The sequence below is a fragment of the Pseudarthrobacter sp. N5 genome, from assembly GCF_050157035.1.
GTDB lineage: Bacteria > Actinomycetota > Actinomycetes > Actinomycetales > Micrococcaceae > Arthrobacter.
In genome coordinates, this window is sequence record NZ_CP189593.1 from 2,765,018 (window position 1) to 2,780,125 (window position 15,108).

Consider the following 15,108-nt stretch of genomic DNA (forward strand, 5'->3'; position numbering starts at 1 on the left):
CACGGCCCAATGCCGGCGGGTGTACCGCGGACGGCCGCACTGAAAGGAACCAACGATGTCACCGTCCGTTGCAGTTGCCGCCGTGACGTTTGACCGTCCGGAAGAGCTGGGCGTTCTGCTCAAGGCCATCAACAGCCAGACAACACCAGTAGACTCCATCTGTTTGGTGGACAGCGGCACTGTGCCAGCCCCGACCGTTGCCGGCCAGCATAAGAATGTCGATTATGTACGCTCCGAGGCAAATCTCGGCGGGGCCGGCGGATTTGCCCTGGCAGTCCTCAAAGCCGTTGCCAGCGGAGCCGACTGGATCTGGATGATGGATGACGACGCCGAGCCCGGTGATCCCGAATGTCTCTCCACTCTCCTTCGCGAAGCAGAAGCCCGCGGACTGGAAGCAGTGGTCCCGTTGGTGGTTGCTCCCGGCCATCCCGACCGGTTGTCCTTTTTCTTCCGGCTCAACGGCAAGGTAACCCATGATCGTGCCGAGGTGGAGAAAGCCGGTTTCCTGCCTGACGACGGGCATTTCTTCAACGGTGCCCTGATCCGTTCTGACGTTTTCTTTAAGGTCGGGCTACCTGATATACGCCTCTTTATCCGCGGCGACGAGGTGGACTTCACCATCAGGCTCAGAAAGGCCGGAATCCGCTTCGGCACCGTCACGACGGCCGCCATCACCCACCCGCATGCGTTCTCTGAGACGAAACATGTCTTCGGCGCACGATGGCATGTCATCGTTCCTGAGTCGGCGTTCAAGCGCTTCTACTACTACCGGAACCGCGGGTATCTGATCCGTCGGCATTTTCGGGTCAAATCCCTGGTCGCAGATGTCGGCGGCTATCTTGGCTACTTCCTCCGGCGAGGAGATCTCCGTGGCTTGGCCGACTGGTTCGGAGCATTTTCTGCGGGCCTGCGGGGCAAGGGATTCGCTCCGCTGAAGGATCAGAAGTTCTAGCCGTGCCGCTGTAGTCGGCGTCGGATCAAGAGTCCGATCAGGACCCATGGCTCGCCGAACACTCGATAGGCAACCCTGCGGGGATGCAGCATAAGCCGCCAGGCCCATTCGAGCCCGATGCGCCCGAGCCAACGCGGTGCAAGTTTCTGGATGCCCGCAATCTGCTCAATGGCGCCTCCGACGGCACAGTAGACGGCAGGTGGCAACGATTCCAGGTGGCGGTGGATCACAGACTCCTGCAGCGGCATGCCGAGTCCGATCAGCACCAGCTGTGGACGGATCTCGTCCAGCCACGCCAGAGCGGTTTCCTCAACCACGCTGTTCCATCCCTCGCCTGCCATGCCGGACACTTGTGCCTCCGGAACAATGCTCCTCAGCCGTTCGACAGCCCGGGCGTTGGCCATTGGACTTGCCCCGATGACGGCGATCCGCTCCAGCCCGTTCACGCGTCCCAGGTCAGTCAGCCAGTCCGTGGAACCCAGACGGTAATCCATGACCCGCCCGCTGGCTTTCCGGGCACGGCTCCACAGCCACAGCACCGGTGCGCCATCGATGAGGACAACATCACTTCGCTCGTAGAGTGCACGGAACTCCGGTTCTGCATGAAAAAGCGTGACGCTATGGAGGTTGTGACCTAGGACTGTCCGGGTTGATCCGTCCGCCACAAACCGGTCAAGAACTCCGATCAACTCATCAACCCGCAGAGGAGTGGCATCGACGTCGAGGACGGGGATGTGCTGTCTCGATAAGGTCATTCGGCGTCTGGCCCCGCCGGACCGCTTTTGGCTTCAGCGGTGTCCGGCTGCTGCTGTTCCAGCGGATTGCCGTCCGTTTCGGTTTCGACAGGCTCAACCACGGGCTCTTCGCCAAGCGCCAGCACACCAGGCACGACGCCGCGCAGACGCTCGAGGCTGACGGCGCCCTCGCGCACAACCCGCAATGGCAGCGCAGTGGCATCAACGATGGTGGACGGCAAAGCATCGGTACCTTCCACCGGCCGGAAACCACCCTCAAGATAGACCTCAACTGAATCGGCAAGCTGCGAGCGGGCTTCGAAGGCCGTCTGTGCAGGTGACTGCCCGGTCCGGTTCGCGGAAGACACCGCGAGGGGGCCTGTCAGCGTGAGCAGGTCCTGGGCCACTTCATCGGCAGGAATGCGCAAAGCCACGGTTCCCTTGGTATCGCCCAGATCCCATTCCAGGGAAGGCTGGGCGTGGAAAATCAGGGTCAGTCCGCCCGGCCAGAAGGCCTCGGCCAGTTTCCGGGCCTCCGCCGAAACATCAGTTGCGAGTCCGTCGAGCGCGTTGAGCCGGGGAATGAGCACCGGCGGCGGCATTTGCCGGCTACGGCCCTTCGAGACCAGCAGCATGGTCACAGCCTGGGGTGAAAAAGCGTCAACGGCGATACCGTAAACAGTGTCGGTGGGGAACACCACACATTTTTTTTCGCGGATTGCACGCTGGGCGTGTTCCAGCCCTTCAGCGCGCTGATCATCTGCAGTGCAGTTATAGGTTATGGTCACTGGCCTATTCTTTCATTATTCGTCAGTCCTGAACTGCAAGCACGGCGCTGGTGGCACGTTCCTTGCCGTTGAGGTCCACATGCGTAGTCACGGCGGACCATGGACCGGCAGCCTTCAGCATCCTGGCGATCCACGGTGCCTGTACCTCGGCATGCTCCATCACGAAGTAGCCGCCCGGAATCAGCAGGCGCGCCGCTGAGGCGGCGGCCGCCGTCGGAAGTTCCATTCCATCTGCTCCCCCGCCGTAAAGCGCTTCAGGCGGATCATGGAGCGCGACTTCCGGCTCGTTGGGGACGGCCTCCGCCGGGATATAAGGCGGGTTGGAAACCACGACGTCGAAGGTTCCGTTGAGTTCCGACAGCGCGTCGCGCAGGTCCCCCAGCAGCAGTGTTACTCCCAGCGGCCGTAGGTTCCTTTCTGCCCATGCGTGCGCGAGTTCGCTGAACTCCACGGCGTAAACCACCGCGTCCGGGACCTCATGGGCGATGGAGCCTGCGATGGCACCGGACCCCGTGCCGAGGTCCACCACTTTGGGGCGCACCATTCCCGCCAGGTGATCGATGACCAGCTGCACCACGGATTCCGTTTCAGGCCGCGGAATGAATACCCCTGGTCCCACGGCAAGCTGCAGGTAGCGGAAGTGCGCTACCCCCGTGATGTGCTGCAACGGGATGCGCTGCGCCCGCTCGGCTACTAGTTCCTCGTAACCCTGTGGCGCAGGAGTGTCCCCCAGGAGCATGGCGCGGAGCCGGCCGAGACCCACACCCATCAGGTGGTCTGCGAGCAATTCTGCGTCAACGCGGGGACTGGGCACGCCGGCAACCGCAAGGCGTTCGGTGGCCGCGCGGACGGCCTCAGCAAGGCTCAGCCCGCTCTCCGGAGTCATAACAGGTACCGGCCGTGCTAGTCGCCGATGGCGTCCAGGCGGGCCTGTTCATCCATCTCGATGGCGGACTGAATCACGGGTTCGAGGTCACCGTTCATCACCTGATCCAGGTTGTAGGCCTTGTAGCCTGTGCGGTGGTCCGCGATCCGGTTTTCCGGGTAATTATAGGTACGGATGCGCTCGGAGCGGTCCATGGTGCGGATCTGCGATTTACGGACAGCCGAGTTTTCGGCGTCGATCAGTTCCTGCTGGTGCGCCAGAATACGGGCGCGCAGCACACGCATACCTGCCTCGCGGTTCTGCAGCTGCGATTTCTCGTTCTGCATGGCCACCACGATTCCGGTGGGAAGGTGGGTTATGCGGACAGCCGAATCAGTGGTGTTGACCGACTGTCCACCCGGACCGGATGACCGGTAGACGTCGATCTTGAGATCGTTCTGGTTGATTTCCAGTTCTTCGGGCTCATCCACTTCGGGTAGAACCAGCACGCCGGCCGCCGAAGTGTGGATGCGCCCCTGGGATTCTGTCACGGGCACGCGCTGCACGCGGTGTACCCCGCCCTCGAACTTGAGACGGGCATAAACCCCTTCAGCGGGGTCATTGGAGGATCCCTTGACGGCCATCTGGACGTCCTTGTAGCCGCCGAGATCAGACTCGTTGTACGAGATCAGCTCGGTCTTCCAGCCACGGGACTCCGCATATCGCGTGTACATCCGCAGCAGGTCACCGGCGAAGAGTGCGGCTTCGTCGCCACCTTCACCGCCCTTGACTTCGAGGATCACATTCCGCGCATCGTCCGGGTCCCGCGGAATGAGCAGCCGGCGAAGATTAGCCGCGGCCTTCTCCAGGGCAGCTTCCAGTTCCGGAACCTCTGCAGCAAACTCCGGATCCTCGGCAGCCATGTCCCTGGCAGCAGCAAGGTCATCCTCAATGCCGTGCCACTTGTGGTAGGCCTCAACAATGCCGTTCAGCTGGGCCGACCGCCGCCCGAGCTTCCGCGCCAGACGCTGGTCAGCATAAACAGCAGGATCCCCCAGCTGTGCCTGGATAGCATCATGCTCATCAAGCAGGCCCTGTACGGACTCAAACATTTTCCAAACCTCTTTCGACTCTTACAAGTCTAGTAACTGCAACACGGGGTCACTTACGGCCCATTTCAGCTGCCCTGATGGGCTCTAAGTGACCCCGCGTTGCCTCCGAGCCAGTAATCGCGTTAAACCAACAACCGCTCAAAACATGCCGGCCAGGGAGTGGCTTCAGGCCTGCCGGAGCCGGGTGGCTGGCGATCTTGGATCGCAAGCCACCTGGCGGAGGGGCGAGGCCGGCATGTTTTGAGCGGTGAGCCCAGCTACTTGTCGTTATCCGACTTCGCGCCAAGCGTCGTCTTCTGGACCTGCATGAGGAACTCGACGTTGCTCTGCGTCTCCCGGATCTTGTTGGTCAGCAGCTCAAGGCTCTGCTGCGTTTCGAGTCCGGAGAGAACGCGGCGCAGCTTCCACATGATCTTGACTTCCTCGGGGGAAAGCAGGTTTTCCTCGCGGCGGGTACCGGACGCGTTGACGTCCACGGCCGGGAAGATGCGCTTGTCCGCAAGCTGGCGGGACAGGCGCAGTTCCATGTTGCCGGTGCCCTTGAACTCTTCGAAGATGACTTCGTCCATCTTGGAACCGGTCTCGACGAGCGCGGTGGCCAGGATGGTCAGCGAGCCGCCGTTTTCGATGTTACGGGCTGCGCCGAAGAAACGCTTCGGCGGGTACAGCGCTGCGGAGTCCACGCCACCGGACAGAATACGGCCGGAGGCCGGAGCAGCCAGGTTGTAGGCGCGGCCCAGCCTGGTCATGGAGTCGAGGAGCACCACAACGTCCATGCCCATTTCCACCAGACGCTTGGCGCGTTCGATGGACAGCTCGGCAACGGTGGTGTGGTCGTCCGCGGGACGGTCGAAGGTGGAAGCAATGACCTCGCCCTTGACGGTGCGCTGCATGTCCGTGACTTCTTCAGGGCGTTCGTCAACGAGCACCATCATGAGGTGGACCTCAGGATTGTTGGTGGTGATGGCGTTGGCGATGGACTGCAGAATGAGCGTCTTACCGGCCTTGGGCGGCGAGACGATCAGGCCGCGCTGGCCCTTGCCGATCGGGGCCACGAGGTCAATGACGCGGGGCCCGATCTTCTTCGGATCCGTTTCGAGGCGCAGGCGCTCGGAGGGATACAGCGGAACCAGCTTGGCGAACTCGACGCGGTCCTTCAGCTCCTCCGGCGTCTTGCCGTTGACAGAAGTGATGCGGACCAGGGCGTTGAACTTCTGGCGAGCCGACTGCTGGCTGCGGTCCTCGCCTTCGCGCGGGGCCCGGATGGCGCCAACGACGGCGTCGCCCTTGCGCAGGTTGTACTTCTTGACCTGGGCGAGAGAGACATAGACGTCGTTCGGGCCGGGCAGGTAGCCGGAGGTCCGGATGAACGCATAGTTCTCCAGGACGTCCAGGATTCCCGCTACTGGCAGCAGGACGTCGTCCTCGGTGACCTCGACGTCGTCAACGTCCGGACCCTGAGCGCGTCCGCGACGGCGATCATTGCGGTCGCGGAAGCGGTCGTTCCGGGAGTTGCCGTCGCGGCTGTCCTGGCCGCCCGAACGGTCGTTGCGATCGTTGCGGGGGTTGTTGTCATTCCGGTCGCGCCGGTTGCGCCGGTTGCGGCGGCTGCCGCCGTCGGCGTCATCGTTGGTGTCGTCGCGGCGGGCGTTCTCGCGCTGGCCGGCATTATCTCGCTGGCCGGCATCGCGGTTGCCTGCGTTGTCAGCATTGGCCGCATTGGCCGCATTGTCACGGTTGCCACGGGTGCGGGCATTCTCACGGCGGTCAGTGCGCTGACCGGATTCGCCGGCGTCGCCCTGATCCTGGTTCCGCTCAACGTTGCGCTGTTCGGTGCCGCGCTGTTCGGTGCCGCGCTGCTCGGCGGCGGGCTGTTCGGCCTGTCCCTCGGTTGTCTCGGCTGCCTGCGGCACAGCCGCAGCAACGTCACCACGACGGCGGTTGCGCGTCCGGGGCTGACGACGCTCGGCCGTGCTCTCGGCGGCGGATGGATCTGCTGCCCCGGCCGGTGGTGAAACCTGAGGTGAAAGCGGCCCTTCCGTGACGGGGGTTTCCGTGGCCGGCGCCTCGGCGGCAGCTGTGGAGATCACGCCGTCACTGCCGGCGCGGCGGCTGCGACCTCGGCCGCGGGCCCGGGTGCCCTCCTGGGCCGGGGCCTCGGCCGTGTCCGCGGTTACGGCGACGGGCGCAGCCGCCACCGGAGCAGAGTGGTTCTCGCTCGCCTTTTCAGCAGCTTTGGCCGGAGCCTTGCTGGCTGAAGAACCCGAGCGGTGGGCGGAAATGGCTGAGACCAGATCCCCCTTGCGCATGCGGGAACCGCCGGAGATACCAAGCTGGCTGGCAAGTGCCTGCAGCTGGGCGAGCTTAAGGCCTGCAAGGCCGCTGCTCTTGGCGGGTGCTTCCGCTGACGATCCGGCAGCAGAAGATGTTGTTTCCACAGCTGAAGACAGCTCAGTGGTTTCGGTCACGAAGGATCCTTCCCCCTCGACGGCGTCCAGACTGTGAGCTGGACGCGATGATTTGATCTGGGCTGCAGTTCAGATCTGCAGCCGGGATTTTCGGCCTTGCCGGATGGATTTCCGCCAGCAGGGCCGGATACTGATTCGCCTTCGCTCCGAAAAATGGCGGAACGGCGGACTGACAGTTCAGGGGCAGATAATGTTTTCTGCAGATTCCTGCGACAGACCAAAGCAGGCGGCACCGGAGAATATTGCGCGATAAGTGGTCATGGTGGCATAAGACGAAATCGACAACTTGGCCGACGTCGGTGCCTTGTGACTGCCTGCGGATTACCGCCGGTGCAAGTCCACTTTAGCACCTTCAACGTCGACTGCCAGTTTCATCACACGCCACGTGATGTCCGGCGTGTTCGCAGCAGTGAAAGCCGCAATGAAGCGCAGCACATCCGCAGCCTCCGCCTCTCCATTGGCCAGGACCATCACGGTGGGCCCCGCGCCTGAAACGACCGCAGCATGACCCGCTTTACGGAGTGCCCCGATCAGCGAAGCACTCGGGCGCATGGCTTCGGCCCGGTAGCTCTGGTGAAGGTAATCCTCCGTGCCGGCCAGCAGGAAATCCGGATTCTGTGTCAGCGCATGGATAAGCAACGCCGCACGGCCGGAGTTCATTGCGGCCGCATGGTGACCGATCGAGGCCGGCAGAAGTGCTCGCGCCGCTTCGGTGGACAGTTCGAAGTCCGGAACGGCCACAACGGGAATCACGGAATCCACTACCGCGGCGCACGTACTGCTGTACCGGTCGCTGTCCTGCCATGACAGCGCCAGTCCGCCGAAGATGGCCGGAGCCACGTTATCCGGGTGGCCTTCCATCTCGCTGGTGAGCTGCAGGATCCATTCGGCACCACGCCTGTCCTCCGCAGGAACCAGGGCATTGGCTGCCGTCACGGCAGCCACCACTGCAGATGCAGAGGACCCGAGTCCGCGACCGTGGGGATTTACGTTCTCTGCCGTGATTTTCAGGCCGGCATGCCGGAACCCCAGGCGCTCAAACGCAGCATTCATTGCCTTAACCACCAGATGGCTGGCATCCTGCGGCAGTGAATCGGCCCCCTCGCCGCGGAGTTCGAAGACCAGCCGGTCCGAATCCAGGGTTTCCACGGTCAGGGTGTCGTGCAAGGCAAGGGCGAGCCCGAGGCTGTCGTATCCCGGGCCCAGATTCGCGCTGGTGGCCGGAACCCGGACCGTAACCTGCTGTCCCGCGGCGATAAAAGGCATGTCGGCTGCAAGCGGCCCGGTGGTCTCCAAGGCTACTTTTCTTCCAGACCCAGTTCGGCGGCAACACTGACAACGTCGTTGGAGACCTTGACGGGATTGACCTCGCTGCCGTCTTCGGTCCGAAGCGCCCACTGGGGATCCTTAAGTCCGTGGCCGGTGACGGTGATGACGATCGTCTTGCCTGAGGGGACCTCCCCGGCGGCGTGCTTCTTGATCAGACCCGCCACACCCGCCGCGGAACCGGGTTCCACAAACACGCCTTCGCGGGCGGAAAGCCAGCGGTGCGCAGAGAGGATTTCCTCGTCGGTGACAGCTTCGATCAGTCCGCCTGATTCGTCGCGCGCAGCGATGGCACCGTCCCAGGAGGCCGGGTTCCCAATCCGGATGGCAGTGGCAATCGTGTCCGGTTCCATGATGGGATGCCCGGCCACGAACGGTGCAGCACCGGCAGCCTGGAAACCCCACATGATGGGGTTCTTGGTGGAAACGGCGGGCAGAGACCCGGCCGTTGCCGACTCGAACGGCGCCGAGTACTCCTTGTAGCCCTTCCAGTACGCGGTGATGTTGCCGGCGTTGCCTACCGGAAGTACGTGGATGTCCGGTGCATCGCCCAATGAATCCACAATCTCGAATGCGCCGGTCTTCTGACCCTGGATGCGCGCAGGATTGACCGAGTTTACGAGGAACACCGGGTACGCCTCCCCCAGCTTGCGGGCAATGTCCAGGCAATTGTCGAAGTTGCCGTCCACCTGGAGCAGAGTGGCACCATGGGCGATCGCCTGACTCAACTTGCCCATGGAAATCTTTCCCTCAGGCACCAGGACTGCACACTTGAGTCCGGCGGCCGTTGCATAGGCTGCTGCGGACGCCGAGGTGTTGCCGGTCGAGGCACACACTACGGCCTCGGCACCGGAGGCAACGGCAGCCGTCATGGCCATGGTCATACCGCGGTCCTTGAACGAACCGGTGGGGTTCATGCCTTCCACCTTGAGGTACACGGTGGAGCCGGTCAGCTCGGACAGCTTCTGCGCGTGGACCAGCGGGGTGCCGCCCTCACCGAGGGTGATGACCCTGGTGGATTCCGTGACGGGCAAACGGTCAGCGTATTCGCGGATAACTCCGCGCCATTGGTGAGCCACTTAGACTCCTTCTACCCGGAGTACGGATGTGACTGAATTGATGACGTCCAGGCCTTTGACTGCCTCGACGGTTGCTGCGAGGGCAGCTTCTGATGCGCGGTGGGTGATAATTTTCAGTTCGGCCGACTCGACGTTCGATGCAGCATCACGGTGGATGGTCTGGCGCATGATTTCGATGGACACCCCGTGCTCCGCGAAAAGCTGGGCAATCCGTGCCAGCGCGCCCGGCTGATCGGCAACGTCCAAGCCGATGTAGTAGCTGGTGCTGACAGCATCGATGGGCAATGACTTAACATACCCGGTGGTGGTTTCAGTGCGGCCGGGGCCACCCAGAACGATCCGGCGGGCTGCCGACACGAGATCGCCCAGGACGGCGGATGCCGTGGGGGTTCCGCCCGCTCCCTGGCCGTAAAACATCAGTTCGCCGGCGTTCTCGGCTTCGATGAATACGGCATTGAAAGCACCACGGACGGCACCCAGCGGGTGCTCACGGGGAAGCAGCGTCGGGTGCACCCGGACAGAGACTCCCTCGGTGCCGTCGGCGTCGACAAGCTTTTCGGCGATGGCCAGCAGCTTGATGACAAAGCCTGCGTCCTTGGCGGCAGCAATGTCTGCCGCGCTGACCGAGGTGATGCCCTGGCAGTGCACGTCTTCCAGCGCGAACCGGGTGTGGAAGGACAGCGACGCCAGGATGGCGGCCTTCGCCGCGGCGTCGTGACCCTCGATGTCGGCGGTGGGGTCAGCTTCCGCGTAGCCGAGACGCTGTGCTTCGGCCAGGGCGTCCGCGAACTGGGCACCGGTGGAGTCCATCTGGTCCAGGATGAAGTTGGTGGTGCCGTTGACGATGCCCAACACCCGGGTGATGCGGTCTCCGGAGAGGCTGTCCCTGATGGGACGCAGGATCGGAATCGCACCGGCAACGGCTGCCTCGTACGACAGCTGCACCCCCGCCCTGTCCGCCTCTTCGTAGAGGGTGGGGCCGTCCTGCGCCAGCAGTGCCTTGTTCCCGGTGACAACCGACGCGCCGTTCTGGATGGCTGTCAGGATGAGGGAGCGGGCAGGCTCGATTCCGCCCATCAGCTCGATCACGAGATCGGCGTCCTTGGCGAGAGTTTCGGCGTCGTCGGTGAAAAGCTCCCGCGGAAGTTCAACATCGCGCTTGGCATTGATGTTGCGCACGGCGATGCCGGTCAGTTCAAGGCGGGCGCCTGTACGGGCAGCGAGCGTATCGGCGTCGTCAAGCAGAATCCGCGCTACCTGTGCCCCGACGTTGCCACAGCCCAGGAGGGCGACTTTCAGGGTTCGCAATTCGGTCATTCAGACTCCCATGTCGCGGTTCAGCAGATCTTCTTCGGTTTCCCCGCGGACAATCAGCCGGGCAGATCCGTCGCGCACAGCGACAACGCCCGGCCGGGCCAGATAGTTGTAGTTGCTTGACAGGGCCCAGCAGTAGGCGCCGGTCCCCGGTACAGCGAGCAGATCACCGGCTGCCACGTCCTCGGGCAGATATACATCTCTAACAACTATGTCGCCGCTCTCGCAATGTTTGCCCACTACGCGGGACAGCTGAGCTGAGGCAACAGAGGTCCTGGACGCGAGAATCGCCGAATAATCCGCGTCGTAGAGCACCGGGCGGGCGTTATCGCTCATGCCGCCGTCCACCGACACATAGCGGCGCGGGTGCGTAACGTTTTTGTCGTCTGTTCTTCCATCTTCGGCGTCCGCAGCATCCACGCGCACCGTTTTAAGAGTGCCCACCTCATAGAGGGTAAAAGTGCTGCTGCCCACAATGGCGCGGCCGGGTTCGATCGAGATGCGGGGGGAAGCGATGCCCAATTCTGCGCACGTGGAACGCACGACGGCGGCCATCGCCACCGCGATCTCGGCAGCCGGGCGGGGGGTGTCCACCGGGGTGTAGGCGATCCCGTAGCCACCACCGAGGTCCAGCTCCGGCAGGACGACGGAGTACTTCGTCTGCATGGCGGCGAGGAAGTTCAGGAGCTTCTCTGCGGCCACGGCAAAGCCGTCGGGTTCGAAAATCTGCGAGCCGATATGGCAGTGCAGACCGAGCAGTTCGACGCTGGAGTAGGACGTGGCTGCTGCCACGGCTTCCTCGGCGGCGGACAGGCCGGCCTGGTCGGTGGAGTCCTCCGCCATGGAGAGGCCGAATTTCTGATCCTCATGGGCCGTGGCAATGAACTCGTGGGTGTGGGCGTGCACCCCAGGGGTAAGCCGCAGCAGCACCTTGGCGGTTTCGCCGCGTCCGGAGGCGATTTTGGCCACGCGCTCCAGCTCGTCCAGGCTGTCCACCACAATCCGTCCGAGTTTCAAATCGAGGGCGCGGCTGATCTCGGCGTCGGACTTGTTGTTGCCATGCAGGCTCAGCTTGGCTCCTTCAACACCCGCGCGCGCCGCCACGGCCAGCTCACCGCCGGAGCAGGTATCCAGCCGCAGGCCCTCGTCGGCCACCCAGCTGGCCACCGCTGTGCACAGGAAAGCCTTGCCTGCGTAATAAACGTCCACTCCGCCGCAGATATCGGCAAAGGCAGCGTCGAAGGCATCCTTGAAGTCCCTCGCCCGCGCACGGAAATCAGGCTCGCTCATCACAAACAGTGGCGTCCCGAACTGTTCCTTCAGCAGACTGACCGGGATGCCGTCAACGGCCAGCTCGCCGTCGTCGTTCCTTCCGACGCCGGCCGCCCACAGTGGCTGGTGCAGCGCGTTCAGGTCCTCCGGAACAGCGAGCCAATCCGGAGCCAGCGGGGAAGATTGGTTCGCAGCAGCTTCCGTCATTTCCTTACATCCGTTCCGGCGCAGAAACGCCAAGCAGGCCAAGCCCGTTTGCCAGGACCTGGCTGGTGGCATCGTTCAGCCACAGCCGCGTGCGGTTCAGGTCCGTAATGGGCTCCTCGCCCTGCGGGGCCACCCGGCAGGCGTCATACCAGCGGTGGTAGGCGCCTGCAATGACCTCGAGATGGCGGGCAACGCGGTGCGGCTCGCGCAGTTCCGCCGCACTGGCCACGATGGACGGGTAGCTGCCGAGGTAGGACAGCAGCTCGTTCTCGGTGGCATGGTCCAGAAGGGAGGCGTTAAAGACGTCTTTCCCCTTGACTTGCCTCTCAACGCCGGCAGCGACCGCGTTCCGGGCAGTGCCCCGGGACCGTGCGTGGGCGTACTGGACGTAGAACACCGGGTTCTCGTTGGAGTGCTTTTTGAGCAGCTGGGGATCCAGCGTCAGCGGCGAGTCCGCCGGGAAACGCGCCAACGAATACCGAACCGCGTCCTTGCCCAGCCAGGAAATGAGGTCCTTGAGCTCGATGATGTTGCCCGCCCGCTTGGACAGCTTGGCTCCGTTGACCGAGACCAGCTGGCCGATCAGCACCTCGATGTTTTTCTGGGGATCGTCCCCGGCACAGGCGGCAATGGCTTTGAGCCGGTTGATGTAGCCGTGGTGGTCCGCGCCCAGAAGGTAGATTTTTTCGACAAACCCGCGGTCCTTCTTGGACAGGTAATAGGCGGCATCGGCGGCAAAGTAGGTCGGCTCCCCGTTGGCCCGGATCATCACCCGGTCCTTGTCATCACCGAAGTCGGTGGTACGCAGCCAGACGGCACCGCCGTCGTCGTACACATGACCCTGTTCGCGCAGACGGGCCACCGCACTCCCGATCGCGCCGGCGTCGTGCAGTTCGTGTTCGGAAAAGTAGACATCAAACGCGACGCCGAAGTCCGCCAGGGTGTGCTTGATGTCCTGCATCTGGGCTTTATAGGCAGCCCCGCGGATGACCGGAAGGGCTGCAGCATCAGTGAGTTCACGGATGCCAGGGTGCTGGGCCATGACCTCGTGCCCGAGATCCACGATGTACTGGCCGGGGTACCCACCCTCCGGAACCCCGCGGCCGTGCAGACGGGAGAGCACCGAGTTCGCAAAGACGTTCATCTGGGAACCGGCGTCGTTGATGTAGTACTCGGCGGTGACGTCCGCACCGGAAGCCCTCAGGACCCGGGCTATCGCATCGCCAAGTGCCGCCCACCGCGTGTGCCCGATATGCAGCGGGCCGGTGGGGTTTGCGGAGACGAATTCCATGTTGATCACATGACCCGCGAGCACGGAGTTGGTGCCGTATTCCGGGCCAGCTTCGACGATGGCCTTGGCCAGTGCGCCGGCGGCAGCGGCATCGACGGTGATGTTCAGGAAGCCGGGGCCGGCGATATCCACGGCGGAAACGCCGTTAATGGTCTTGAGCCGCGTGCTGAGAATGTTGGCAAATTCCCTGGGGCTGGTCCCGGCCTGCTTGGACAGCTGCAGAGCAATGTTGGTTGCCCAGTCGCCGTGGTCCCTGTTCTTCGGCCTCTCGACGCGCACCTCATCAGGCACAGCTGATGCGGAAAGCGCGATCTCACCGGCGTCGACGGCGTCTTTCAGGCAGGCGGATATGGCAAGGGAGAGTTCTTCGGGAGTCACGCTTCTAGCCTACCGGTGGCCTGCAATGTGGTGGAATCCGGGGTTGTCCGATGACCGCTTGCTTCGCGCAGGAAATCCTGATCCCCGTCACAGGGTGAACCGTCACGCTGAATGAGACGTTGAAACCGGTGTAACCACCGCCGTCCACGAAATGAGCCGCCCATGAGAGTCCGCCAACCATATTCGCCGGCATCGCCGGGCTGTCGCTCGCCGGGACCGTGGCAGGCTGTGCCCCCGTGGCTGGTCAGCCACCAGCTGGCACTTGCCGCCGTCGTCGCTGTGGTTTTTGCCACGCCTTGCAACTTCGGTTTCGTGGCCAACTCGCCCGAACGCTCACTCCTCCTCGGCAATCTGCTGGCCTTTATGGCCGGCCAGCGCGGCGGTATCCGGCTGACGTTCCAGGAATCACGTCCGCTGACACCCACCACGACGGAACTGTCATTCCGGCCGGCGCGTGCCGTCCGCTTCAGCCCAGGACAATTCATGGAACTGGATCTGCCGCACTCAACATCGGAGGGGAAAGGCCGACGCCGGATCTTAAGTCTCGCGGGCAAGCCCGGTTCCCGCGAAGTCAGCTTTGGAATTGGAACCGCTGAACCTGTCTCCGCGGCCAAGCGCGTTCTGCTCGCGCTGGAACCCGGCGACCAGGTAACGGCCACGGCCGTGGGTGTCGACTTCATGCTCCCCGGAAAGCAGGCTGGCCCCGTGCTGCTCATTGCCGCCGGCATCGGCATTACGCCGTACCGCTCTCAGCTCCGGGCCGGTTTGGCGCAGGACCGTGACGTCGTCCTGCTGTATCTCGCAAAAAACGCGGCGGAACTGGCCTACCAGGACGAACTGGAAGATTCCGGCGCACGGATTCGTGCCCGGCTCACCGATGGATCCGCGCCGCCGTCGTTTATTGAGAATGCAGGTCCCGGCAGCGGTGCCCGGTTGGGCGGAGAGGCACTGAAGGCGCTTGTGCCGGACATTGCCCGCCGGACGGTTTTCATATCCGGTTCCCCGGCAAGCGTGGCATCCCTGCGCTCCGCGGCACGGAGTGCCGGGGCCCGTCGCATCCACGTTGACTCCTTTGCCGGCTACTGGCCACCGTCGGTTTTTCCCTCGGGGCCACCTTCCTGCTAAGCTCTAGGACGTCCCGCCGGTAACGGCAGGAACCCCGGATGCCCTCGTAGCTCAGGGGATAGAGCGTCTGCCTCCGGAGCAGAAGGTCGTTGGTTCGATTCCAATCGAGGGCACAGCGAAACCCCGCCAGCAGTTGCTGGCGGGGTTTTTTGCATCACGTGACCGCTCCTGATTCTCGGCACAACGCGCCGGCTTTC

Annotated in this window: 11 protein-coding genes, 1 tRNA gene and 1 pseudogene; 3 read left to right on the forward strand and 10 right to left on the reverse strand. The window is 63.4% G+C overall.

Annotation, left to right across the window (positions count from 1 at the left end):
- The first annotated feature begins 55 nt into the window (after nucleotides 1-55).
- On the forward strand, nucleotides 56-952 hold the full coding sequence (locus ACQCST_RS13360) for a glycosyltransferase (RefSeq protein WP_426996242.1): 897 nt from the start codon (nucleotides 56-58) through the stop codon (nucleotides 950-952).
- Here ACQCST_RS13360 and ACQCST_RS13365 read toward each other — a convergent pair.
- The 10 genes from ACQCST_RS13365 to argS all read right to left on the reverse strand — a co-directional run bounded on the left by ACQCST_RS13365 (nucleotide 949) and on the right by argS (nucleotide 13,786).
- The gene (locus tag ACQCST_RS13365) at nucleotides 949-1,707 is read right to left on the reverse strand and encodes a WecB/TagA/CpsF family glycosyltransferase (protein WP_426996243.1); all 759 of its coding nucleotides are present in this window, start codon (nucleotides 1,705-1,707) and stop codon (nucleotides 949-951) included. The genes ACQCST_RS13360 and ACQCST_RS13365 overlap by 4 nt on opposite strands.
- Nucleotides 1,704-2,474 carry an L-threonylcarbamoyladenylate synthase gene (locus tag ACQCST_RS13370; protein ID WP_426996244.1) on the reverse strand — a complete coding sequence of 257 codons (771 nt, stop codon included), beginning with the start codon at nucleotides 2,472-2,474 and terminating at the stop codon, nucleotides 1,704-1,706. Before ACQCST_RS13370 ends, ACQCST_RS13365 begins: the two co-directional genes overlap by 4 nt.
- Nucleotides 2,475-2,496: 22 nt before the next feature.
- Complete coding sequence (prmC, locus tag ACQCST_RS13375) at nucleotides 2,497-3,360, reverse strand: peptide chain release factor N(5)-glutamine methyltransferase (protein ID WP_426996245.1); 864 nt, start codon at nucleotides 3,358-3,360, stop codon at nucleotides 2,497-2,499.
- 17 nt (nucleotides 3,361-3,377) lie between these two features.
- On the reverse strand, nucleotides 3,378-4,451 hold the full coding sequence (prfA, locus tag ACQCST_RS13380; protein WP_426996246.1) for a peptide chain release factor 1: 1,074 nt from the start codon (nucleotides 4,449-4,451) through the stop codon (nucleotides 3,378-3,380).
- Nucleotides 4,452-4,708: 257 nt separating this feature from the next.
- Nucleotides 4,709-6,919 carry a transcription termination factor Rho gene (gene rho / locus ACQCST_RS13385; RefSeq protein WP_426996247.1) on the reverse strand — a complete coding sequence of 737 codons (2,211 nt, stop codon included), beginning with the start codon at nucleotides 6,917-6,919 and terminating at the stop codon, nucleotides 4,709-4,711.
- 321 nt (nucleotides 6,920-7,240) lie between these two features.
- The gene (gene thrB / locus ACQCST_RS13390; protein ID WP_426999180.1) at nucleotides 7,241-8,185 is read right to left on the reverse strand and encodes a homoserine kinase; all 945 of its coding nucleotides are present in this window, start codon (nucleotides 8,183-8,185) and stop codon (nucleotides 7,241-7,243) included.
- Between the two features lie 32 nt (nucleotides 8,186-8,217).
- Nucleotides 8,218-9,324, reverse strand: coding sequence for a threonine synthase (thrC, locus tag ACQCST_RS13395; protein WP_426996248.1), 1,107 nt, complete (start codon nucleotides 9,322-9,324; stop codon nucleotides 8,218-8,220).
- On the reverse strand, nucleotides 9,325-10,641 hold the full coding sequence (locus ACQCST_RS13400) for a homoserine dehydrogenase (protein WP_426996249.1): 1,317 nt from the start codon (nucleotides 10,639-10,641) through the stop codon (nucleotides 9,325-9,327).
- Nucleotides 10,642-12,117 carry a diaminopimelate decarboxylase gene (lysA, locus tag ACQCST_RS13405; RefSeq protein WP_426996250.1) on the reverse strand — a complete coding sequence of 492 codons (1,476 nt, stop codon included), beginning with the start codon at nucleotides 12,115-12,117 and terminating at the stop codon, nucleotides 10,642-10,644.
- Between the two features lie 4 nt (nucleotides 12,118-12,121).
- A complete protein-coding gene (gene argS, locus ACQCST_RS13410; protein ID WP_426996251.1) occupies nucleotides 12,122-13,786 on the reverse strand; it encodes an arginine--tRNA ligase in 1,665 nt (554 codons plus the stop codon).
- Between the two features lie 252 nt (nucleotides 13,787-14,038).
- On the opposite strand from argS, the pseudogene ACQCST_RS13415 reads away from it, so the two are divergent.
- A pseudogene (locus tag ACQCST_RS13415) lies at nucleotides 14,039-14,911 on the forward strand (ferredoxin--NADP reductase); the annotation flags it as partial.
- Nucleotides 14,912-14,951: 40 nt separating this feature from the next.
- Nucleotides 14,952-15,024: transfer RNA gene (locus ACQCST_RS13420), tRNA-Arg, on the forward strand.
- The last annotated feature ends 84 nt before the right edge of the window (nucleotides 15,025-15,108 follow it).